Raw genomic sequence first — 20,865 nt, forward strand, 5'->3', positions numbered from 1 at the left:
GTATTTTCTAATTAGTTGTTCCTCTTACACTTATTGCAACTAAAAAGGGACGTTAGATCGGATTTTTACTAAAGGAGTAGTGATGAAAAAAGTATCAGAGAACAAGATAATGCAGGCTCGGTGTCGTTTTGATTTTTTGGGCCAAATCACAGTCCGCTCACAATTTGGTGGTTATGGCTTGTTAGCCAATAACATTATGTTTGCAGTCGTTTCGGAAGGGGAGTTGTATCTACGTGCGAATGATTTGGTTGAAAACTTATTCCGCACCAGAGGGATGGTTAATCTTGTTTATGCTAAACGCGGTCTTCCTGTTTCACTGCGGTATTATTGGGTTGACTCGGCATTGTGGGAAGATGATCTTGCATTACGCCACTTTGCAAAACAGTCATATCAAGGGGCTAAAACCGAAGTTTTAAGTAAAAAAAATCCCCCGGTTCGTTTGAAGGATTTACCCAATCTCAGTGCCAGCCTTGAACGACTACTATGGAAAGTCGGTATTCAGAGTGCGGCAGAGCTGAAGCTTGAGGGGGCTAAGCGTTGTTATCTGAAGTTACGCACGTTACGGCGCACATTAGGCGTCAATGTATTATTGGCTCTGGCTGGCGCGATAAGTGGTCACCACTGTGCGGTGTTGCCGTTAATGTTGCGTAGCGAGCTGATTGAATGGTTTGAAATGCACATTCAGCCGGCCGATGTCGCGCAATACGAAATAATATAGAGAAGGGCCATTGATGAAAACTGGCCCGAGATTTCGTTAGTCAGCTTGACCAATGCGTTTATTAAGTTCACTAAGCTCAGGTAATAATTCGAGCAATAAGCCAATTTGTTGTAAAACCAGTTGATCTTTGCTCTCCGGCTCAGGATTACAGCTCTGTAGCCGGGTTAATAAGCCCGCTAATACTTGTGTCATTTTTGTACTGTCGGGTTGTTCTTGTTCAAGAGCACCTTCAACATAACAAATAGCATCATCGAGTAAATTCAACGTGGCAGTATTGGTCAGTTTTTCACGGTGAGCACCTAATGCAGAAATATAACTCAGCATAGTGTGGTTGAGGCAAAGTAAACGAAATGCTGCTTCCTGAGTCTCTTTGTCGTTCTTGGGTTCCGCTGACATATTTGAAATAACAGAGGCCAATTCAGCATCGCAATTATGTGCATCACGCCGGGCAACACGGTAGGGCAAGCTGTTATCTTTGCCTTGATAATATTGCACTAAAATAGCATCCAGATAACGGCAATTTGCATTAAGTGTTCTGTGAACCACGGCGGGAAGTTGGCGGAATTTCCAGTCAGGCCAGATAAAACTCACTGCGACCCAGGCAATAGCGCAACCAAGTAGCGTGTCAAACACCCGCGGCGCGGCAACCTCAAATCCTTCCCCGAGTAAGTTAAAACAGAGCAAAACCAACAAAGTAATGAACATCGTTGCATGAGCATACTGAACATTGCGGAAAGCAAAAAAGAGTACGCCAGTAATGACGATCAGGATTAACTGACCCTCAATAGACGGCACAAAATAAAGGATGGGTAGCCCTATAAGGATACCTGCCAAGGTGCCAATAATGCGCAGCGCGAGGCGGCGTCTCGTCGCATTGTAGTTGGGCTGGCAGACAAAAAGGCTGGTCAGCAAGATCCAATACCCATGACGCATGCCAGTAAGTTGAATAAATGCATAGCCCACGCAGAGCACCACGGACATGCGCACAGCATGTCGGAAGAGTGCGGATTGAGGGGTCAGATGGCGGCTGATACGCAGCTTGATATCACTCCATCCGGTGAGGCGATCGTCGGATAAGCGACTTTCAGGTTGTGGGCCTTCAGCTAATACTTGTTCTGATTCAATGCCAGCCAGTTGGGCATCAATGGCGCGCAGGTTTTTGAGCAAATGAGACAGTGCTTTAACTTGCGTTACATTCTCATTCTGTGCCAGCTCTCGGGCCAATGCAGCATCTAAAAAAGTAAACGCCCGTTCGAAACGGGGGTCATGCTGATATTTTTGCCTCATCAGAATGGATTGCGACAGCTTCATACAGGCCCTGGCTTGCATGCTGAGCAGGCGTTGAAAGCGGAATAACACGTCGCTGTAGCGAAATTTTTCCCGCAATACTTGATATTGAACATGTGATGAACTGGCGCGTTCATGAATATCTTGCGCAACAAAATAATAGTGGAGGGTGCGCCGGGTTTCGCGCTGACCGCGATCACCTTTCAGCCGCGTCACAAGTGAGGTTTTGGCTTGGTTCAATGTCGAGACTAATGTACCGTTAGCCATTGCTACATCTATAAGTGGTTGATTAACATCAGATTCTAGATCAGGGTCAAATAGATTAGCTTTTGCCTCAAGATATTGGGCCAGATGTTGATAGCAACGGGCCAGATTATCCTGTAACGGTCGGATAGGGAAAATAAGATGTCCACATAGGGTCAGAACATTATACCAAACGGCACCGAGTATCAGTAACAGGGGTTGCTGATACCAAATATGGTACATGGAAGTACCCAACATGGTGTAAATGGCAATTAATAATGCGCCAAAGGCGATGGTGGCATAACGTTGGCCTAAGGCACCCAACAGAATAAAGCCACAGGTTGAAAAGGTCAGGCCAAGGGCAAAAAACCAAGGATAAGGAAATAACAGCTCAATAGAGGCTGATGCGATAAAAAAACAAATCAGCGTAATGAATAGATTACGTAACCGCCCAGCCAGGCGGTCATCAAGATCAGTTAATGCTGCTGCCACGACACCCAGTGTTAAGGGGATTGTCAGCTTTGGCTGATCAATCCACCACGGAACCGCCGTTACACCCACCAGCGCGATAAATATACGAACATGATAAAGCAGGCTGCTATTGTAGATATAACGGCGTAAACCAGTGACGAAAGTGAGCACAAAAAACCTCTAAAAACAGAAAATTCAGCGTTGCTGATACTGGCGTTGAGCATTGGCCATTCTTGCCTGTTGTGCCATTTCAACAGAAACGACACGGCGACCCACAGGCCATAACGCGATGGCAGCAATCTTAAAATTGGCAATCCCGACCGGAATCCCAATTATGGTGATACATTGCACAATTCCGGTTGCAATATGTGATAAACATAACCACCAACCAAATAAAATAAACCAAACGATATTCAGCAAAGAACCACCCGCGGTTAGCAGAGGATTACTTTTTTCTGGGTATAATTCATTGACATGGATCGCCTCATTGCCATAAGGGAGAAATGATAACTTGGTTATCTCCCAGCAAGAGCGCGTTAATGGTAAGGTGAAAATCAGGATGACGCTGACCACAGTTGCCAATAACCAGCCCAATGTGGTGAAAAAACCACCTAAAACAAAATTAAGAATATTCAGTACAGTACGCATAGTGATTAATCTGCCTAGCTGAATAAAAAAACCGCAATGCGGATGAGTGATAACAGGTGCCATCTATTCTATACGTATGGCGCCGGTTAGTTTCCGTTGTTAACTATCGGATACCTGTTGTTTAAACTCAATTATTTTATTTACACTCCATCATGTTATTTCAATTCACTTAATACGAGTTATGGCGCGCGGATATGGAACTTAAAGCGACATCTTTTGGCAAGCATTTGGCTCAGCACCCCTATAACCGGGTACGCTTGCTCAATGCGGGCATCGAAGTATGCGGTGATAAACATCAATACCTGATTCCTTTTAACCAATTGGTTAACATTCAATGTAAACGCGGTATTGTTTGGGGCGAGATGGAATTTGAGCTTCCGAATCAGCAAGTTGTGCGTTTACATGGCACCGAGTGGCAAGAAACTCAGCGTTTCTATCATCATTTACTGGGCATCTGGCAACAATGGAGTGAGGAGATGAGCCGGGTGTGTGTTGACGTTTTGCATAAACAAGTTGAACTGATTAAGCGAATTGAGCAGCAGGATAAATGGTTTAAACGCAGCGAGTTAAGTCAGCTACAAGCATCTATCCGTGAGGCTTTTACCTCACTGCCGATGCCTGTTCAGCGCTTAATCGACTTTGACTCTTGCCGCGCAGATTATGAGCTTTGCTTGCGCTGGCTGGAGCAGGGTAACCGAAGTGTTGACCGCCGCAATCAGCAATGGACTCATCGCATGCTAGAGGAGCATCAGGATTTCTTCCAGAGCGTTGAAAGTTCTCCGCTAAATGAGTCGCAAAGTAGGGCGGTCGTCAACGGTGAGGATTCGGTATTAGTGTTGGCCGGTGCTGGCAGTGGCAAAACTTCTGTATTGGTTGCTCGAGCGGGTTGGCTACTACGGCGCAATGAAGCTCTGCCTGAGCAGATTTTACTGCTCGCTTTTGGCCGTCAGGCCGCGGATGAAATGGACAGCCGCATCAAACAACGCCTTGGCGTGGATGATATTCAAGCCAAAACTTTCCACGCGCTCGCGTTGCAGATTATTCAGCAAGGTAGCCGTAAAACTCCGGTGATAAGCAAACTGGAATCAGACAGCCAGGCCAGGCGCTCACTGCTTATCAAACATTGGCAACAGCAATGCAGTGAGAAAAAGGCGCAAGCTAAAGGGTGGCGCGAGTGGTTAACCGACGAACTTGAATGGGATATTGATGATGGCGAATTTTGGCGTGATTCGCGGCTCGCAGCCCGGCTAGCCGGGCGACTTGAGCGCTGGTTAGGTTTGATGCGCATGCATGGGGGGAGTCAGGCTGAAATGATTGAACAGGCTGATGAAGAAGTGCGTGCTCTCTTCCAAAAACGTATACGGCTAATGGCACCGTTATTGAAAGCATGGAAAACAGCGCTAAAAGAAGAGGGCGCGGTTGATTTCTCCGGGCTGATTCATCAAGCCGTCAATTTGCTGGAAAAAGGGCGTTTTGTCAGCCCGTGGAAACACATTCTGGTTGATGAATTTCAGGATATTTCGCCACAGCGTGCCATGCTGCTGAGTGCTTTACGCAAACAAAATAAGCAGACCTGCCTGTTTGCCGTTGGTGATGACTGGCAGGCGATATACCGTTTCAGCGGAGCAGAACTTTCTCTCACCACCGCTTTCAGCCAGAATTTTGGCGAAAGCGCAGAATGTGCATTGGATACTACCTATCGATTTAATGACAGGATTGGTGAGATTGCTAACCGGTTTATTCAGCAGAATCCCTATCAACTGAAGAAACCGCTGAATAGCTTGAGTCAGGGGAATAAAAAATCGGTTGTCATTTTGCCGAGTGAACAACTTGAATCTCTGTTGGATAAGTTAAGTGGTTTTGTCAAAGATGATGAGCGCATTCTTATTTTGGCTCGTTATCACCATTTACGGCCCGAAATTTTGCAAAAAGCAACCACGCGCTGGCCGAAATTAACCATTGATTTCATGACGATCCACGCCAGTAAAGGGCAGCAGGCTGATTATGTGATTATTGCTGGATTACATGAGGGAAATGATGGTTTCCCTGCTGTGGTGCGCGAGTCAATTTTGGAAGATGTTCTGCTACCGCCCCCAGAGGATTTCCCTGATGCGGAAGAACGGCGCTTACTTTATGTCGCCATGACGCGAGCAAAACATCAAGTTTGGTTGCTGCAAGATACAGCTAACCCTTCTGTTTTTGTTAATCAACTTAGTGAGTTAGGGGTGCCGATCCAACGCAAACCTTAGCCAATATGGGGCGTTTTTGTGAGAAATGAAACCCGGAGATGTTATCACTCCGGGTTTCATCATTATTTCAGGCGTTGCTGTAAGTAACGCTCATAATCCGGGATGGCAATAGTCACTTCGCCGCTAAACAAGGCGGAGTCAATTAAGAAGTCGGCGGTAGAGCGGTTAGTCGCAACCGGAATATTCCAGACTGTGGCAAGACGTAGCAGGGCTTTGACATCAGGGTCATGTGGTACGGCATTGAGTGGGTCCCAGAAGAAAATCAAGATATCAATTTTCTTCTCTGATATCAGCGCGCCCACCTCTTGGTCTCCACCCATAGGGCCACTGAGTAAACAGTGAACATCAATACCTGTTGCTTTCTGTACCAGGTTTCCGGTGGTGCCAGTCGCATACAGTTCGTGTTGTGACAAAAGGTCTCTGTTTTGCATGACCCATTCGAGCAGAGATTTTTTGCAATGGTCATGAGAAACCAGGGCAATATGCTTGCGTGCCGCAATGGTGCGGGTGGTGAGTTCCATCAACTTTTCCTTCAATGTACCCGTCATAGTTCAAGCTGCATGGGCGTTGGCTGCCTTCCTGCAACTCAAATTATTTAGGGTATGAGTGCCAGCGGTTTGCAGACAGATTACTGAAATGGTGTTTTAGTTCATAGCAGTAACGCAAAGAAATGCGAGGAAACAAGCATAACCTGATGTTTAAGAACGAGCTTGAGCTTATTTGGTTACTTCAGTGGCTGCTTTTTAGCCCATAATAAGAAGCGTTGCTGTGTGTCTGCGTCGGCTTGCAAGAACCAATATTGCAGCATCTGTTCTGCCACATTTTCACCCTGCAAATTGGTGGTTTTTTGTGGGGAGTTGGTTCCTGCAACTGCAATCGTGGTGCCCGGAACTGCGCTCACTGGCGAGGGGGGGATAGTAGCAAAAGAGGGAACCGAAGCACCGAATTGCCCGACGTTATAAGTTGCCATAGCTGTTTCAAGCGTTGTCGCAGTATTAAGATTATCCTGATGTAATACATCGTGGCGTACCGATAATGGCCGCCCATTATCGCCAATTAGCTGATATGACGGGTTTTTAGAAAACTTGTTACCATCTCGCTCGGTCTCGATTACGGGTAGTTTTATCGCCACTGACCGGACATTGCGGGTGTTGAACACCACCACTAATGGTGGGGATGAATACAAGACTTTGGGATCCGTTGGGAGAGGTTTGGCAACTTTGAATAGAATTTGATGCTGACCGCTATTTAGCTCCAGGCTATCAGCCCCTTTGAGTAAAGAACCTGACATATTTTTGCCATCGACCACCAACAGGTCAATTTCCGGAGCGAGTTTTAAGGTCGTGGCTATAGCTGATGTACTACAGCAAACGGCCAAAATCCCTGCGACCACCAGACCAAATTTCATGTGCTACTCCTGAGGGTGATATCCACTTACATTGTCAGACACGCTAGATTATGTGTCAAAGTCTTTCCGGTTGCCCATATTTATTTACTTTCTGAAACATTCGGTATAAATATGTCGTCGTTATCTTAATGAATTCTAAAGATAAAAGAGCCAATCTAACAGCTATTACTGCTATAACTATTAAACCAAATCAATTAGGGAGCATTTATCCGCAGTTTTCTGAATGATATACACTGAGATGTCACCTAATATTGGTAAATCCATCCGGATGCAAATGGATTGGAGTATTCTTTTAGCGCATCAGAGGAACTGAAACATGCACGATAAAGACATTGCTGACATTCTCCAACAGGTAAAGACAATTGCTTTAGTGGGGGCCAGCGATAACCCCGCGCGGCCAAGCTACGGCGTGATGAATTATCTGTTAGAGCAGGGATATCAGGTCACACCCGTCAGCCCTAAACTGGCTGGAAAAACGTTATTGGGTCAGCAGGTTTATGCTGAATTAGCCGATATTCCTTATCCTATTGATATGGTAGATGTATTTCGCAATGCTGACGCGGCATATGGTGTTGCGCAGGAAGCTATTGCTATCGGAGCCAAGGTGTTGTGGCTGCAAATCGGTGTTATCAATGAGCTGGCTGCAACATTAGCCGCAGATGCCGGGTTAAAGGTTGTTATGGATCGCTGCCCTAAAATTGAAATTCCGCGATTGGGATTAGAGAAAGAGTAATATTTTTGGCATCAATAGCCTTGAATTTCCCCTATAAAAAACCCGGCAATCAGTGCCGGGTTTTATCAAGAAATTTTAACGTCTAGTTGCGCAGACGCGGAGCCTGTAGCTGATGACGGATAGAGGCTGCCAGTTCATCTAATGAAGGTTGCTCAGGATGGGCATCCATATCTTCATAAGTCAGCTGTGCCTCTGCCAGATAAGTATGTACCGGTTGCCCTTCATCATCTTCAATCACCACGTGATACCAAGGTGACGAACGCAACGTATCATTGTTTGCCACCTCATCTGGTGCTGGTGGCTCAAGAGAGTATTCAGGATCGATATCAATTACTACACCTAAGTAGCCGTGGAGGCGGTGGCGAACCTGCTGCCCGATACCGAATTTGCTCGCGATCATGATAACCTCCTGGGAAACTATTACGCTGCTTTATATATGAGGACAACGCAGGGCATTTCAAGTCACATTATCCGACACGCAAATCCTTTCAGATACAAACCTTCAGGGTATGTCGCGATAACCGGGTGATCCGCTGCCTGACGGAACTGCTCTATAAATTGTATATCATGACCTGCATCTAACGCAGCATCGGCTAAAATTTTCTGGAATAAATCTGTAGGCATCAAACCAGAACAAGAGAAACTTAATAAGATGCCGCCTGGGCGTAACAGCTGTATCGCTAACATATTGATATCTTTATAGCCGCGACAAGCACTAGCCAGTTGGTTTTTATTTTCCACAAATTTCGGTGGATCCATGATGATCATGTCAAACTTTTCTCCTTGCGCGCGATAGTTGCGCAGCAATTGGAATACATCATCACGAATAAATTCGGCTTTACTTAGATCTAGCTGATTTAGCTCAATATTTTGTTTGGCGATATCCAACACGGATTGTGAAGTATCAACACTGATAACTTGTTGGCAATTCCCCATCAGCGCTGCCACGGCAAAGGCTCCGGTATACGAGAAGCAGTTCAGAACGCGACGGCCATCGGCATAATTACGCGCCGCTAGGCGGCTATCTCGCTGGTCTAAATAAAAACCTGTCTTATGACCATGCTGAATATCTACCAGCAATTTCATACCGTGCTCAGTGATAGGTAATAGTGCCGGAGGCATCTCGCCCCAAACAGTGCCTTGGGTCAGTTCCAGACCTTCTTTTTTACGCACTGAAACATCAGAGCGATCATAAATTGAGCATTCTGGATAGCACTGTTGTAATGCACTGACCAGCGCTGCACGCTGATGTTCAGCACCTGCCGAGAGCAATTGCAACACCAGGAAGTTTTGGAAACGGTCAATGGTAATACCCGGCAAGCCGTCGGATTCACCGGCAATAAGACGGTAGCCATTTAAGCCATCACGTTGTGCCAACCAATCGCGCCAACTTTGCGCCTGCTGTAGACGGCGAACAAAGAATTCGCTGTCGATAACTTCATCTTGTTGGAACGTCCAGACTCGGGCCACAATTTGTGACTCAGGTGAGTAGGCCGCACGAGCCAGCCATTTTCCCTGGCTATCAAGAATATCGATGGTTTCACCGGCAGTGGGTTTGCCTTCAAGGCGCAGCACTGCCCCAGAGAAGATCCATGGATGGCGGCGAAGTAAGGATTTTTCACGTCCTTTAGCAAGAACAAGAGATGGGCGCATTATAATATTCTTTTAAGATCAAATAGTTGAAATTGACAAGTCATTATCAATCAAAATAAGGTCACAATGATATAGCAATATCATGCCACTCACTACCACGACTGCCTTGATAGCTTGCTCTTACTTGGGCAACTTAGCCTGTTATCAACCGCTCTCTCAGATTCAATAGAAAGGTCGAAAATTTTTCACTAACATATTCATAGAGCTATAATTACTTCCTTGGTTCAAATTTTCTTCATCGTAGGAATAGCATATATGACTAATAAGCAAACTCACTTAGAACTCACCGAAAAGCAAAAAGAAGAAATTGATTTAATTGCGCTACAGCGGGTTGACGCCATGAATAGCGATGAGTTTCTGTGTAACACCATTGACCAAAAAATTCATTCGATGGAAGAACACCTTAAATCCTATTTCCAGTCGCGTTTTTCGTTCCATTTGAAACAAAAGAACGGCGAGAAATAGAGGTAAATTTCGTTGGAAAACATAAAAGAAATCATCATTTATCTCTCTCAGTCATTACAGCTTTTCCTGGAGTTCTTGTCTGTTATTTGTGTTTTTGTCGGGCTGGTAAAGTCGCTGCCCACTGCAATAACAAATTTTAAGAATCAGTCGATACTCCACTTAATGAGAACGCGTTTTGGTACCTGGCTGGCTTTGGCGCTAGAGTTCCAATTAGCGGCTGATATCTTGGCTACCACTATTAACCCAAGTATGGAGGAATTGATCAAGCTGGCCATTATTGCTGTTATACGAACATTCCTTAATTACTTCTTATCCAAAGAGTTAGAGTCGGCGGAAAGTAATTTTGCCAACACCAGCGCGCATCATGGGAAAAAGTAACAATAGATGAGGAACTGATATGGCAAAAGTATGCACTGCTGCTTATGTTTATGGTGTCGTTCAAGGTGTGGGGTTTCGCTATAGCACACAACGTCAGGCACTGGCGCTAGGGGTCACAGGGTATGCCAGAAATTGTGATGACGGCAGTGTAGAGGTTGTGGCTTATGGCGAGCAACAAGCGGTCGAGCAATTGATGGAGTGGATTAAGCAGGGCGGGCCACGCGGGGCGAGGGTTGATCGCCTGCTGACCGAGCCTTATCCAGCCACTCCATTTGAGACATTTAAAATTCGCTATTAGCTGGCCAATCAGCAGGTTGCGTCAGGATTAAATACATTTCACCGGCTTTGGCAATCCGGCAATTTTTGTGGCTTGCTTTGCCGGCCCTTTGGGGAAGAGACGATAGAGGTAGCGGCTATTGCCTTTTTCTTCACCGTATTTCTGCGCCATGGCTTTGACCAGCATACGGATCGCCGGTGACGTATTGAATTCCTGATAAAACGCACGCACAAAGCGCACCACTTCCCAGTGCGGTTCGGTGAGTGTGATGCCCTCTTGCTCAGCCAGTATTGGGGCCAGTGCTTCGCTCCAGTCGGCGCTGTCTTTCAGGTAACCCTGCGCATCGGTCTCAATCGTGCGTCCTTCAAACTCCAACATATAACCTCAGTTATCCCATCAATGAAACGGCTGCTAATTTAGCAAATATTTGCCTGTATCCCAAAGAAGTCTATGCTTTCGCTCGGCAAAGTGACAGAAACGTCATTGAGAGCCGGGAGGCTCGCTTGTTGTACAGTGAATCATCACCATGACGATTAATTCATCATTCAATAATCATATGGTGGCTTTTTACCCGATTAGACACAAACAAGCTTTACAAGCGGCAGAGCTCTGTTTATAGTTCGGCTCGTTGCGGAGGGGTGGCCGAGTGGCTGAAGGCAACGGTCTTGAAAACCGTCGACGGGTAACCGTTCGAGAGTTCGAATCTCTCCTCCTCCGCCATCTTAGAATCCCAATCCCTTGAAAAGGTTGGGATTTTTTGTTTGTGACTTTTTCTGGTATGCCATCGGGTATGCCATGTCCCATTCGCTGTGATTAGACTAAATTGATTGAGATTAGGATAGATACAGTCTGCGATGAAGATAAGTATCCACAATTCGGCCCGATAGAAATCGGGTCAATCGGTTCTGAGAGTATCGAATTTAGATGCTGCTAAATTTTTGTCGAAAGCATCTGTGGATAGTGTTTCGCCACGATATCATTCATCTTATCAATCAACTCAGGCTTCCTAAATGTCAGATGCGCTGAGCCCTTCATGAAATATTTTATCGAAAAGTAATCGTCTTCATAAACTTTCGCTATATGCGGATTGGCACTGATATGCGCATAAAGCCGAGTTGTCACATCGCCACGGTTGTCAGGAATAGGTTTACTATCCAGCAGATAAAGCATTCGTTCCAAATCCGCCAACTGGTCTCGCCGGTAACTGTGGTTCAGGGTAAAGCCCCATTGGTTGCAACTGACCAGATTGCTGATGATCAGCTTTTTACCAAATCGGCATGGGCTATTGGTTTTATAGTGCCAAGATAACCCTTTGAATAAATTGATGACCCCGCGTTCAAATACCTCGTCTTTCTGCTGGTGGAGTTGCTCAAAGGTACTGAGTATGTTGGCTTCGCTGACGGCAGGAATATTATCTCCCTCAAGGTTTCTGTACCACTGGTCACGGGCTTGGGCATCCATCAAACTGAGCATGCCCGATTTTTTCATCAAATCTCGCCATATACCGCGATCAAGATTGCGGATAATGGCTTTCATCGCCGTTTCTGATTTCTCCATGAACCAGCAGCCAGTACGGAAGTCTTGCCGCATGGCCCAATCCTTTGCAATTCCACCGCCAATGCTGTTGGTGATGGCTGAAATATCCTCAAGCTGCTGGATTAGCATCTCAATCTGCACTAGCGCGGTGTTACGCACGGTGATGATACGTTCAATACTGGTGGAGCAAATCACATCGGTGTGGCCGGTTAGAACCTGTGGCTCATCGATAACTGTGCTGAGTGAAGTAGACATCGTAGGAACTCCATAAAAGCAAAACACCAACTATTGTTGTTGGCGTCGAGGAAGAGGGATGTTTCAGGTGCCAGTGTCTGCCGTTCAAGACAGTTCCTGATACACCGCGATATAGACATAACCGTGACTGCCCAGAGTATCGGCGTCACAGACAAATTCGCCATGCCGAACCGTAATGCCTTGCTGACGGCGTGGATCCAGCGCCCCGGACAGCAGCTGAGATTCTAGTTTGGTTATCAGTGCGGGAAACGCTGCATCAAGAGCCTGAGTGGCTTCAAGGGAAAAGGTGCCGAGAATATTGGCTCTGTCACTCAGAAAGTGCAGGTGTGTTCCCTCCTGTACCAGCCTAGCTCCCAAACGTGGCGTAATGTCACGTTTCAGACCCCATGTTGGGGAAGTAGTCATGTGGTTATTCATGTTAACGGTCTCTATGGAATAGGATTGAGGGACTCGGTTGGGTACAGCAACGTTGGCGGAAAATGCGCACGCCACTGACCCGCAGCCTGGCGAGCCCGCACGATATCGCCCTTGCTCAACATCGGGTCTTGCGCCAGTGCGCTGAACCCATTACGACCAATTCGCACTAAGGCATATTTCTCAACCAGTGTGTTTATGGTGTCGCCGACTGAAATCTCTTGTTCTATCTGCTGTGCAATCACCTGTTCATCGTGATAGGGCGTATCGTTGAGGCTCAGGCCGTAGTGGTGCTCCAGCAGAAAAGCGAGCAGTTGTTGATAAATAACAGGCACGGGCAATGCACCCGCTGTTGTGGGGTGTGGTTTCATGGGGATGTTCTCAATGTGGATAATTTGGGATTAAGTCAGGAAGATGCTAAGGGTTACCAAATCGTTTGGTTGAATGGAACATCACCTTATATCAATCGATTAATGCAAAAATGGCATGACTTTCTGGATGATGCAGCGCGTAAGCACGCAACCGATAGAAGTGTTCGGTCATAAGCTCATTTTCAGAACGGCAGGCATGGTGACTGTAAGCCATCAGGCAGGCGATGATTCCGGCTGCTTCACGACTGACGGTGGCTCCGTTGCCATTGAGTGCGTTAAACAATGCGTAGTCTTGCTCCGTACCTGGCACCATAAATGCGCCGCCGTCGCTGAGCGTATAGTAGTCCCAGAAGTCGCCGCGATAGTCGTCACACAATCGGTCCAGCCAACCAAACACCTGTGGTTCAATCAAAATCCATTGCGGTATCCCACCAAAATGGTCTGGCCAGAAGTGAATGCGCTGAGAGTCGGTAACCGGCGTGGCGGTTAGTGTATCCATCTGAGTTGTCGTTGGGATATTCATGAGTAATGTCCTTCTTTAATAAAGATAAATAGCAAAACAGCCCTCCGGGAATACCGGGGAACCTGTTTATTTAATGGGTTAAGAATTTGATTCAATATTTAAAGTCGTGAGTGAAGATAGGACGCGGGGAGAGGCAGGACCTCTTAGATTAAAAACCCGTTATCGTCGGGATAACGGGCGGTGGTTTTCCCTGAATATTGGCATAACGCCTGTCCCTGACTGCTGTTTTGAATACATTTTGCTGACAGGTAACCCTATCAATTTTATCGATGGGTAAAGAGAAAAGATAATGGGTTGTGCAGATCAATAACGCGAAACCGATCGTTGAAATCGATCGTCACTGGAGGTGTGAAACAACATCAGAGCACAGCCTGCTTAAGCTGTTCAGCCATGACCCACAGTGCACGATTGAGTTTGATGTCACCATCGATACCACTGATAGCACGGGTTCTGGCACGTTTTCCTCCAGTGCTCTTACCTGATATCCCGCCTTTGGTCAGATTCTCCTGCACACGCTGAAATGTTGTCCAGAGGTCATCTTTCTTATCTTCCCAACGACGAGGCATCAGGATTTGCGACTCCGTGACCGGATGGTGCTCCTCACCGTAACGGTAGGTCAATGCAGCATGGGCCAGTGCATGTTGGTGCTCCGCTGATAGCGTCAATGACTGCATGCTTTCACGACTTTCTTCTATCTGGTCAAATATCCCCAACACTTCATAGGCCCCTTCAATCACCTTTTCCACCACATCCCCTTTATGCGGTACACGAATTTCGCCAAAACTCTGACCACAAACCAGTCCGTTGCTACAAATTTCACGGAACATACCCGGCAGCATTTGATAGCTGCTGGAGCCATCATGGCTGTTGAGCAGAACAATCTCCTGCACTTCTCTCTGCGTGATTTGCCCTGTTCGGCGTAACCGCACCATATGCTTGGTATGCTCACGTTTACCCAGGTCTCGTACTCGAGTCTGGCAGGCAAAGAACGGCACAAATCCTTCTTCGCGCAATTTATCCAACAAGGTAATAGTGGGAATATAGGTATACCGCGCACTGCGGGAGGCATGTTTGTCTTCGCCAAATACACTGGGGACATAGTAGGCCAGTTCATCATGGGTCAGGGGGCGGTCGCGGCGAACAGAGTTCACCCGGCCAAAGCGGGAGGCTAAACGGGTCATGATTCATTCCTTAACAAAAAGTGGGCATAAAAAAGCCACCCCGAAGGATGGCCCTGATTGAGTGGCAAGATTGTTTACGGTGTCACGGGGGGCAAAACCGGTTGGGCAATGTGTTCCTTATCAGGCAATGCTGCGGGCTCTTCAGCACGGCTTCTTTCATCCCGATAAAGCTGCAGTTTCACCAGAAGCGGTGTCTTACGCGACTGCAGGTAGCTCAAACACCATTCCCGCTTTACCACCATTCTTACTGGTGCAGGTAAAAGCTCATAGGCTTTGCTGAAGACAGATTCAACAAAAATATCGTCGTTTAATTTATCTTCAGCAATATTCAACAGCCCATTGATAACGATATTTTCAAGCAACGGTTTATATTTTGATAAGCGAGAAACCGACGGTTCAACAGGGCTGCCCAGTTCAGGCTCTTCAACGGTTTCAATTGGTATATCGACAGGAGACGCCTTTCGGGCAAAGCTTAATTTATCTTTCAGCCTGCCGAATTTCCCTTTGGTATTTTCAGGCATATGACTATTATCCTCCAGGCCAGCAGGTCGGGTGTTCAGGCCAATATGGCGAGTTTTTTGACAATCCGGATTAGGTGTAACGTCGTGAGCGCTGCCCCCATACTTTTGATTGTTATAGAGTCGCTGCGCATTAAAGTGATCCCTGTAACGACCAACACAACAGGCCAGGTAACATCCGGCATTTCAGGTTTGCAGGTGTCTTTCGGCATAAAGAGTTCCTTTCTATATACTGCTCTGCGGATTGAGGCATTGTTTCCAGGAGATCCCCTTTAACAGTTCAGATAAGCCATGACTGGAAAAACTCCCGTATTCATGACCCATTTGTAATACAACGATTTTACTGCTGGGTGGAAGGTGGCTGAGTGATTCAAAGAATATCTGGTCCGGGCTAAATTCATCTGCTCCGACCTTCAGACTCAGCGGTGACATAGGACCTGAAGACGTCCAGTGACCTTCTGTTCCGTATCGGACTGCAAAATCACCATTTTCACCACAGGCTAATTCAAGTTGTGTACCGGATTCATTTTCTGTCGTGAATATTATTGAGCTTTCATTGCGGGCCATTTTCCAGGCACTACTTTGTGTCGATGTGATGGAAGGCTGATTATTAGTGGGATCCTCAATGTCCACGGCATCAAAACTATCGCCACCTTTAAAACGAATTAAAGTCGTACCGCGATAGGTCAGCTTGGCAGGCCATTGCACTCGCCAGCCAGTACCTGCTTCCGCATAATCAATTTCATAAGATCTGATACCCTCGCGATCCATACCTTTCCCTGTAACCACTTCAATCACTGAGCCACATTGAGGAGGAGATTGCTTATATTTGTTGATGATTGCGCAGCCATTGGCTTTCAGGTCGGCAACGACTTTGCTCACAATTGCCGGATCAGTTTCCTTTGGTGCCGGTTCGGGAAGAGCTTGTGGTTTTGGCGGATGTACTGGAACGAAATTAACAGAATCATCCCGCACAGTGGGATCGTCGTTCTGCAGAGTCAGATAGACAGGGCAATCATTGTCACCCACACGGCAAGACTTGGCTATTGCACTGCGCAACGGCCACCCGTTGAAGCCAATGTATTCGGCACCCACTTCATCCTTGCACCAGGTTCTTTCCATTGTGATATGACGGCTAGCGTGTGGGACCGTGACAGTGGACATCAGGCAAGTCACAGCTTTTACAGGTTGATCGTCGTCACGTACCGTCGATTTCTGGATACTCTCAGGGACAAAAGATGCAATTCCGACCGAGTCATATCCTTCTTTCTGCAAATTACTCATGTTCAGGGCATCATGCATATTACCAGGACGAACCTTGCCAATAGCGCTGACCATCTTATTATTTAAACGCTTTAAATTGTCACCGCCTTTATCATTGAGAAAAAAGGTATAGCGTTCAGGATGAATTTCTCCATAGACATCCAGCGCTGAAGATACGGCGGGAATAAGCAACGTTACGCTGCTGAGTGATAACATAATGAATCTACGCATGAGATATCCTTTCAATTAATTAATGGCTGGTGCAATCCTGCCAGGTGATGTCCTGCAGAGCCTCTTTCAGGCCCTGAGCACTGAAGGGGGCTGATTCCCCACTCTGACGCGAGGAGAAAGTGATATTGTCTTTTGCACTGCTGTATTTGAGTGCGGAAAAGGCTGAACTGTTTAGGCTGTATGCCTTCTTGCCTATTAGCAATTGGACATCATTAAGGCCTTCGCTATTGACACGGTAATGTCCTTTCGTATCTTCATAAGTCACTGCCAATTGACTATCACTGCAACGCAGCGTCAGGGTTTCTCCTGCTTTATTGTTCGTGTTCAACGCAAACTCCATGGCATCGATATTGCCGTACCATTTCCCCCACTGCTGCTCCCCGACGACGGCCTGTGTTGTTGCGCTAAAGAGCATCATCCCTGCCAGTAGCAGCCCTGCGCGTATAGTTTTAGTCATTGAGTCTCCTTAAACCCCGTTAATAGGGACATGTTGTCGATAGGCTCGATGGCCTAATGTAATGAAAATCAGAGTATTCTTTTGATATAGACAGAGAATGCTTCTGTGCAATCGTATTCATTTTTCGGGAGATGGGATAATCGTTAGTACAGATCAATAAGCTGAAACCGATCGTTACAACCTATCGATATTAACGATCGATTTATTTTTATTGATTGTTAATATCTATTAATTGGGGTGTTTCGATCGGTGTGGCAGATCAATAGTTTCAGAATGATGATGTGAAATATCTAAGAGGAATACTTTCAACTTAGTGATATAGGTCTGAAAATTAATGGGATAGGTTAAAAGAAGAAAATATATCCAGAGCAGAGAAGTGCATTGAAGAAACTGAATAAAAAAGTAATAGATACATGATCCTAACCGCGAATAGTGGGCGCGCGACTAAGTAGGGAGTATTAGAAATTCTATGTCATTCTGCTAAAGTATTTAAAAAAAGGAATGACACATGACTCAACCTTTCGATTTTGAAAAAGCTCTAAAAGCCTTGCAATCAGGTCAAGCGTTGACCGGTAAAGATGACATCTTAACTTCGTTAATCAAACAGTTAACTGAAGCTGCATTAGCGGCGACGCTGGACTCTCATCTGGCCAGTGATACTGACGTTAATCGTAGGAACGACGCTGGCAAAAAAACCATCCAAACGCCGACTGGCAGCTTTGAACTCGCTACACCTCGCGACCACAACAGCACTTTCGAACCGCAATTAGTGAAAAAACACCAGACCACGCTCTTCGATGAGATTGAACAGAAAATCATTCGGATGTCCGCGCTGGGGATGAGCTAAACCGATATCAGCCGCGAAATTGAGGACTTATATGTTTCAGCGTCTCCAGCGCGGTGACGGATAAGCGCACTTGGTAAGGTTAATGTTCAATTAGAGGCTCAGCCGGATGGCTATGTGCGTAAACTGGAAGAATATGGTATCTGGAAGGTTCAGCGTTTAACGCTGGCTAATCTGCTACAGCTAAAGTTCGCCATGTCCATCACTAGTGAAGCGAGACTGCTTGGCCAGTTGCAGACTGATTTGCATTTCCCGCTGGTAATGGGTCAACATTTTCAGACACACAGGGACGATATTGATTCCAATAAACAAGTATCTTCTTCAGGAATCTTACGTTGCGAGGTAACAGGAGAGGGAGATGCTCATAACCTTTCCCTGAGTTTAGCGGGCAATATCTGTTAGTTGAATGTACTCAAACACAGAAAAATCAGCCAGATAGCAGTAGCAAAGAAGCCTGGCCGAAAGATATAAACGTATTTGTCCCGGTTGCCCATCAGATAAATGATAAGCCTGAAAGTCAGGTGAAGCTGGAGAATGTTAGCGTAATATGTTGATGAGCAAGCAGGTTCATCGCTTTGATGGGTGAACCTATATTTCGTCTACAGCGTCTGGATGGATGAAGGGTATGTTGCCACTCAGTGCAGCGTCTGATAACAAGTCCGTACAAAAATCATCGCGAACACAGAACGAAAATTTCAGTTTCTGAGTCATTTAAGATAGCTGAAAAGAAAGTTGCCCACGAGCAGTAAACGCTATACCGAAGAGTTCAAAACAGACGCTTGATATTGCGAGAGCTAAAAAGTTGATTAACCCATAAGAAAGTACAAATAACAATACAGGATAGACATCCATTGCCAAATTGGTACAATTTACCATAAATATCTAAAACTATCGTTTTGTCTGTTCCTGCAGTCGATTTGATGGGGAAAATATGAAACAAGTTAAATTCAGATTGAATAATCACGAATATAATTTAGTAACTAGTGTGATTGATGAATTTGATTAGGGGTGTAGTGATTATGAAAAAATTATTTTATTGAGTTATTGTAATTATTTATCAAGGATGAAAAGTGAAAAGAATTTATCTTATCTGTTGTTTTTTAACTCTAGCATTAACTGCTTGCACATCTAATTCTATTCAGCCGGACAAGCCCAAGGATATAACTTCTGAAATGCAAAATAGAATGGGAATTATGTACGCTAAAGGATTAGGTGTTACGCAGAATTATCATAAAGCCTTTGAATTTTATATGAAAGCAGCTATTCAAAATGATCCTCAAGCTCAAAATAATGTGGCTTTTTGTTATGTTTCAGGACAAGGAGTTGAAAAAGATTATTCAAAAGCTATGGCGTGGTATTTAAAGGCTGCAAAGCAAAATCACGGTGAAGCTCAAAATAATGTTGGCGTGATGTATGAAAAAGCAAAAGGTGTACCACAAGACTATACTAAAGCGATGGAATGGTATCTAAAAGCGGCCAGTAATGGTAATGCCAATGCTAAAAAAAATATTGGTAACCTTTATTATTACGGCAAAGGAGTGCCGCAAGATTACACTAAAGCTATTAAGTGGTATCAAAGCATTAATTCAAATGATGTTTACTTACAAGAGTAATATATATCCCACCTCCTCTGGCAGAGGCCGATGGGGGAGGGGTAATATATCCCACGGTATTAATTATATTATTTTTTCTCTCTCAATAAGAGAAGTGAATGTAATATGGTTACCATTAAAAATTTTGAATTTATGCAAAGCCGAGGCTGTAATAAAAATGTGTAATTACCAGTTTTTGATATGTTTCTTTCAATAACAGTGATAGGTAAGTTATGAGCAAAAGAAACTTAAATCTCTTGCAACTGAATTGGCTAAGGCCTTAAAACCGAAGCCGAACTAAATGCATTTTCTCGCATACTGACGAAGCTTACCGTTGAAACGGCACTTGATGCAGAGCTGACAGACCTCCTCAGGTGCGAGAAAAATATCCCAAAATCAGGATCGAGTACCCGCAACAGCTATTCATCTAAAACGCTGCTGTGCGATACCCTTTCTCTCCTATCTGAACGTGAAATTGCGGGCCAGTTCGACCTGTTTGAGTAACAATTTTACATTGCGAGTGTCCAGAGCAATATTGAAGTTGTGCGTCGGGAAATAGGAGTTGCTGCCATTTCCCCAGACTGCCTGAAGATAAGGTTCTCCATCAACGTCAATAAAGGAGTAGTGCCCTTCATCAGAGCCAGTGAATATTTTAGCTATATTCAATTGTGGCTGCCGCTCACTACTGGCTTTCCTGGACCAATGGATGAAATCGTTAAGTAGATTTATTTTTGTGTCAAATTCAGCCGGATTCTGAATAGCGAACACAGAAAAATACCCACCATAATACAACTGAAAAAAGGTTTGCTCGCTACCGTCCAGACGTCTGAGGTGGTTTTCATTTAGTGATGATGGCGCCGTCGTCAATTTCACTTTTCCCTCATCATTGTTTACCTGATAATAGGTAATTTCAGTGTTGAAGGTTTCTTCTTTGGCAATCCAATCCGTTGGCGCAACGCACCCGTATAATGCTGCACTAATCAGAAAAATGACGGCTACTTTCAATAGGGTTTTCACGAAATATCCTTTGTCGCTAAATCACGGATTGTATATGACTACCTCAGCGGAAACGAGGTAAAACGACATCCCTTCAAACTGACCGCCACATTACGGCTAATCAAAGAAGCAAAACTGCAGATGATACGAAACA

25 protein-coding genes, 1 tRNA gene and 2 pseudogenes are annotated in these 20,865 nt (G+C 45.4%); 11 read left to right on the forward strand and 17 right to left on the reverse strand.

Annotated elements, in window-relative coordinates:
* Positions 1–82 precede the first annotated feature (82 nt).
* Positions 83–718, forward strand: a complete 636-nt coding sequence (locus QSV56_RS02155; RefSeq protein ID WP_050157401.1) for a TfoX/Sxy family DNA transformation protein — start codon at positions 83–85, stop codon at positions 716–718.
* Positions 719–754: 36 nt separating this feature from the next.
* Here the strand turns inward: QSV56_RS02155 and yccS are convergent, their stop codons facing one another.
* Both yccS and QSV56_RS02165 read right to left on the reverse strand, forming a co-directional pair.
* Positions 755–2,890 (reverse strand): YccS family putative transporter, encoded by a 2,136-nt coding sequence (gene yccS, locus QSV56_RS02160; protein WP_050321592.1) that lies wholly within the window; start codon positions 2,888–2,890, stop codon positions 755–757.
* Between the two features lie 24 nt (positions 2,891–2,914).
* Positions 2,915–3,367 (reverse strand): YccF domain-containing protein, encoded by a 453-nt coding sequence (locus QSV56_RS02165; protein WP_005170867.1) that lies wholly within the window; start codon positions 3,365–3,367, stop codon positions 2,915–2,917.
* A gap of 194 nt (positions 3,368–3,561) precedes the next feature.
* Between QSV56_RS02165 and helD the strand changes: the two genes are divergently transcribed.
* A complete protein-coding gene (helD, locus tag QSV56_RS02170; RefSeq protein WP_050162175.1) occupies positions 3,562–5,616 on the forward strand; it encodes a DNA helicase IV in 2,055 nt (684 codons plus the stop codon).
* Between the two features lie 62 nt (positions 5,617–5,678).
* Here the strand turns inward: helD and QSV56_RS02175 are convergent, their stop codons facing one another.
* Positions 5,679–6,137 (reverse strand): methylglyoxal synthase, encoded by a 459-nt coding sequence (locus QSV56_RS02175; RefSeq protein ID WP_019079843.1) that lies wholly within the window; start codon positions 6,135–6,137, stop codon positions 5,679–5,681.
* Between the two features lie 203 nt (positions 6,138–6,340).
* Entirely contained in the window at positions 6,341–7,024 is a 684-nt protein-coding gene (locus QSV56_RS02180) for a DUF2057 family protein (RefSeq protein ID WP_019079842.1), read from the reverse strand.
* A gap of 316 nt (positions 7,025–7,340) precedes the next feature.
* Here QSV56_RS02180 and QSV56_RS02185 point away from each other — a divergent pair, with 316 nt between their 5' ends.
* Positions 7,341–7,757 (forward strand): CoA-binding protein, encoded by a 417-nt coding sequence (locus tag QSV56_RS02185; RefSeq protein WP_019079841.1) that lies wholly within the window; start codon positions 7,341–7,343, stop codon positions 7,755–7,757.
* An 82-nt stretch (positions 7,758–7,839) separates the two neighbouring features.
* Here the strand turns inward: QSV56_RS02185 and hspQ are convergent, their stop codons facing one another.
* Positions 7,840–8,157 (reverse strand): heat shock protein HspQ, encoded by a 318-nt coding sequence (gene hspQ / locus QSV56_RS02190; protein WP_050321595.1) that lies wholly within the window; start codon positions 8,155–8,157, stop codon positions 7,840–7,842.
* A gap of 62 nt (positions 8,158–8,219) precedes the next feature.
* A complete protein-coding gene (rlmI, locus tag QSV56_RS02195) occupies positions 8,220–9,410 on the reverse strand; it encodes a 23S rRNA (cytosine(1962)-C(5))-methyltransferase RlmI (RefSeq protein ID WP_301210517.1) in 1,191 nt (396 codons plus the stop codon).
* Between the two features lie 255 nt (positions 9,411–9,665).
* On the opposite strand from rlmI, the gene QSV56_RS02200 reads away from it, so the two are divergent.
* Genes QSV56_RS02200 through yccX form a run of 3 tightly spaced genes read left to right on the forward strand, consistent with a single transcriptional unit; the run spans position 9,666 to position 10,551 of the window.
* Positions 9,666–9,875: a hypothetical protein gene (locus QSV56_RS02200; RefSeq protein WP_019079839.1), complete on the forward strand. Its 210-nt coding sequence runs from the start codon at positions 9,666–9,668 to the stop codon at positions 9,873–9,875.
* A 12-nt stretch (positions 9,876–9,887) separates the two neighbouring features.
* Positions 9,888–10,253 carry a DUF1622 domain-containing protein gene (locus tag QSV56_RS02205; RefSeq protein ID WP_046694868.1) on the forward strand — a complete coding sequence of 122 codons (366 nt, stop codon included), beginning with the start codon at positions 9,888–9,890 and terminating at the stop codon, positions 10,251–10,253.
* A 19-nt stretch (positions 10,254–10,272) separates the two neighbouring features.
* Positions 10,273–10,551, forward strand: a complete 279-nt coding sequence (yccX, locus tag QSV56_RS02210; protein WP_019079837.1) for an acylphosphatase — start codon at positions 10,273–10,275, stop codon at positions 10,549–10,551.
* A gap of 27 nt (positions 10,552–10,578) precedes the next feature.
* Here the strand turns inward: yccX and tusE are convergent, their stop codons facing one another.
* A complete protein-coding gene (tusE, locus tag QSV56_RS02215; RefSeq protein ID WP_019079836.1) occupies positions 10,579–10,908 on the reverse strand; it encodes a sulfurtransferase TusE in 330 nt (109 codons plus the stop codon).
* 254 nt (positions 10,909–11,162) lie between these two features.
* Between tusE and QSV56_RS02220 the strand changes: the two genes are divergently transcribed.
* Positions 11,163–11,250: transfer RNA gene (locus QSV56_RS02220), tRNA-Ser, on the forward strand.
* 210 nt (positions 11,251–11,460) lie between these two features.
* On the opposite strand, the gene QSV56_RS02225 is transcribed toward QSV56_RS02220, so the two are convergent.
* From QSV56_RS02225 to QSV56_RS02265, 9 genes are all read right to left on the reverse strand, one after another.
* Positions 11,461–12,321 carry a DUF4942 domain-containing protein gene (locus tag QSV56_RS02225; protein WP_050161064.1) on the reverse strand — a complete coding sequence of 287 codons (861 nt, stop codon included), beginning with the start codon at positions 12,319–12,321 and terminating at the stop codon, positions 11,461–11,463.
* An 84-nt stretch (positions 12,322–12,405) separates the two neighbouring features.
* The gene (locus QSV56_RS02230; RefSeq protein WP_050161063.1) at positions 12,406–12,738 is read right to left on the reverse strand and encodes a type IV toxin-antitoxin system YeeU family antitoxin; all 333 of its coding nucleotides are present in this window, start codon (positions 12,736–12,738) and stop codon (positions 12,406–12,408) included.
* A gap of 11 nt (positions 12,739–12,749) precedes the next feature.
* The gene (locus tag QSV56_RS02235) at positions 12,750–13,106 is read right to left on the reverse strand and encodes a TA system toxin CbtA family protein (RefSeq protein WP_301210524.1); all 357 of its coding nucleotides are present in this window, start codon (positions 13,104–13,106) and stop codon (positions 12,750–12,752) included.
* Positions 13,107–13,197: 91 nt separating this feature from the next.
* Positions 13,198–13,629 carry an antirestriction protein gene (locus QSV56_RS02240; protein WP_050917065.1) on the reverse strand — a complete coding sequence of 144 codons (432 nt, stop codon included), beginning with the start codon at positions 13,627–13,629 and terminating at the stop codon, positions 13,198–13,200.
* A gap of 359 nt (positions 13,630–13,988) precedes the next feature.
* On the reverse strand, positions 13,989–14,810 hold the full coding sequence (locus tag QSV56_RS02245) for a DUF932 domain-containing protein (RefSeq protein WP_050079019.1): 822 nt from the start codon (positions 14,808–14,810) through the stop codon (positions 13,989–13,991).
* A 74-nt stretch (positions 14,811–14,884) separates the two neighbouring features.
* On the reverse strand, positions 14,885–15,331 hold the full coding sequence (locus QSV56_RS02250; protein ID WP_050917066.1) for a hypothetical protein: 447 nt from the start codon (positions 15,329–15,331) through the stop codon (positions 14,885–14,887).
* Between the two features lie 35 nt (positions 15,332–15,366).
* Entirely contained in the window at positions 15,367–15,540 is a 174-nt protein-coding gene (locus QSV56_RS02255; RefSeq protein ID WP_019081230.1) for a hypothetical protein, read from the reverse strand.
* Positions 15,541–15,553: 13 nt separating this feature from the next.
* Positions 15,554–16,822 (reverse strand): hypothetical protein, encoded by a 1,269-nt coding sequence (locus QSV56_RS02260; RefSeq protein ID WP_050917067.1) that lies wholly within the window; start codon positions 16,820–16,822, stop codon positions 15,554–15,556.
* A gap of 19 nt (positions 16,823–16,841) precedes the next feature.
* A complete protein-coding gene (locus tag QSV56_RS02265) occupies positions 16,842–17,279 on the reverse strand; it encodes a hypothetical protein (protein ID WP_050078141.1) in 438 nt (145 codons plus the stop codon).
* A gap of 508 nt (positions 17,280–17,787) precedes the next feature.
* Here QSV56_RS02265 and QSV56_RS02270 point away from each other — a divergent pair.
* The 4 genes and pseudogenes from QSV56_RS02270 to QSV56_RS02285 all read left to right on the forward strand — a co-directional run.
* Positions 17,788–18,123 (forward strand): annotated as a pseudogene (locus tag QSV56_RS02270) (transposase); the annotation flags it as partial.
* A 117-nt stretch (positions 18,124–18,240) separates the two neighbouring features.
* Complete coding sequence (locus QSV56_RS02275) at positions 18,241–18,525, forward strand: hypothetical protein (RefSeq protein WP_050078140.1); 285 nt, start codon at positions 18,241–18,243, stop codon at positions 18,523–18,525.
* A 668-nt stretch (positions 18,526–19,193) separates the two neighbouring features.
* Positions 19,194–19,736, forward strand: coding sequence for a tetratricopeptide repeat protein (locus QSV56_RS02280; RefSeq protein WP_151419893.1), 543 nt, complete (start codon positions 19,194–19,196; stop codon positions 19,734–19,736).
* Positions 19,737–19,983: 247 nt separating this feature from the next.
* Positions 19,984–20,162 (forward strand): annotated as a pseudogene (locus QSV56_RS02285) (IS256 family transposase); the annotation flags it as partial.
* A 12-nt stretch (positions 20,163–20,174) separates the two neighbouring features.
* On the opposite strand, the gene QSV56_RS02290 reads toward QSV56_RS02285, so the two are convergent.
* The gene (locus QSV56_RS02290) at positions 20,175–20,732 is read right to left on the reverse strand and encodes a hypothetical protein (RefSeq protein WP_050078138.1); all 558 of its coding nucleotides are present in this window, start codon (positions 20,730–20,732) and stop codon (positions 20,175–20,177) included.
* Between the last annotated feature and the right edge of the window lie 133 nt (positions 20,733–20,865).

Origin of the sequence: Yersinia sp. 22-579, assembly GCF_030433455.1 — a bacterium.
GTDB classification, from domain to species: Bacteria; Pseudomonadota; Gammaproteobacteria; order Enterobacterales; family Enterobacteriaceae; genus Yersinia; species Yersinia enterocolitica.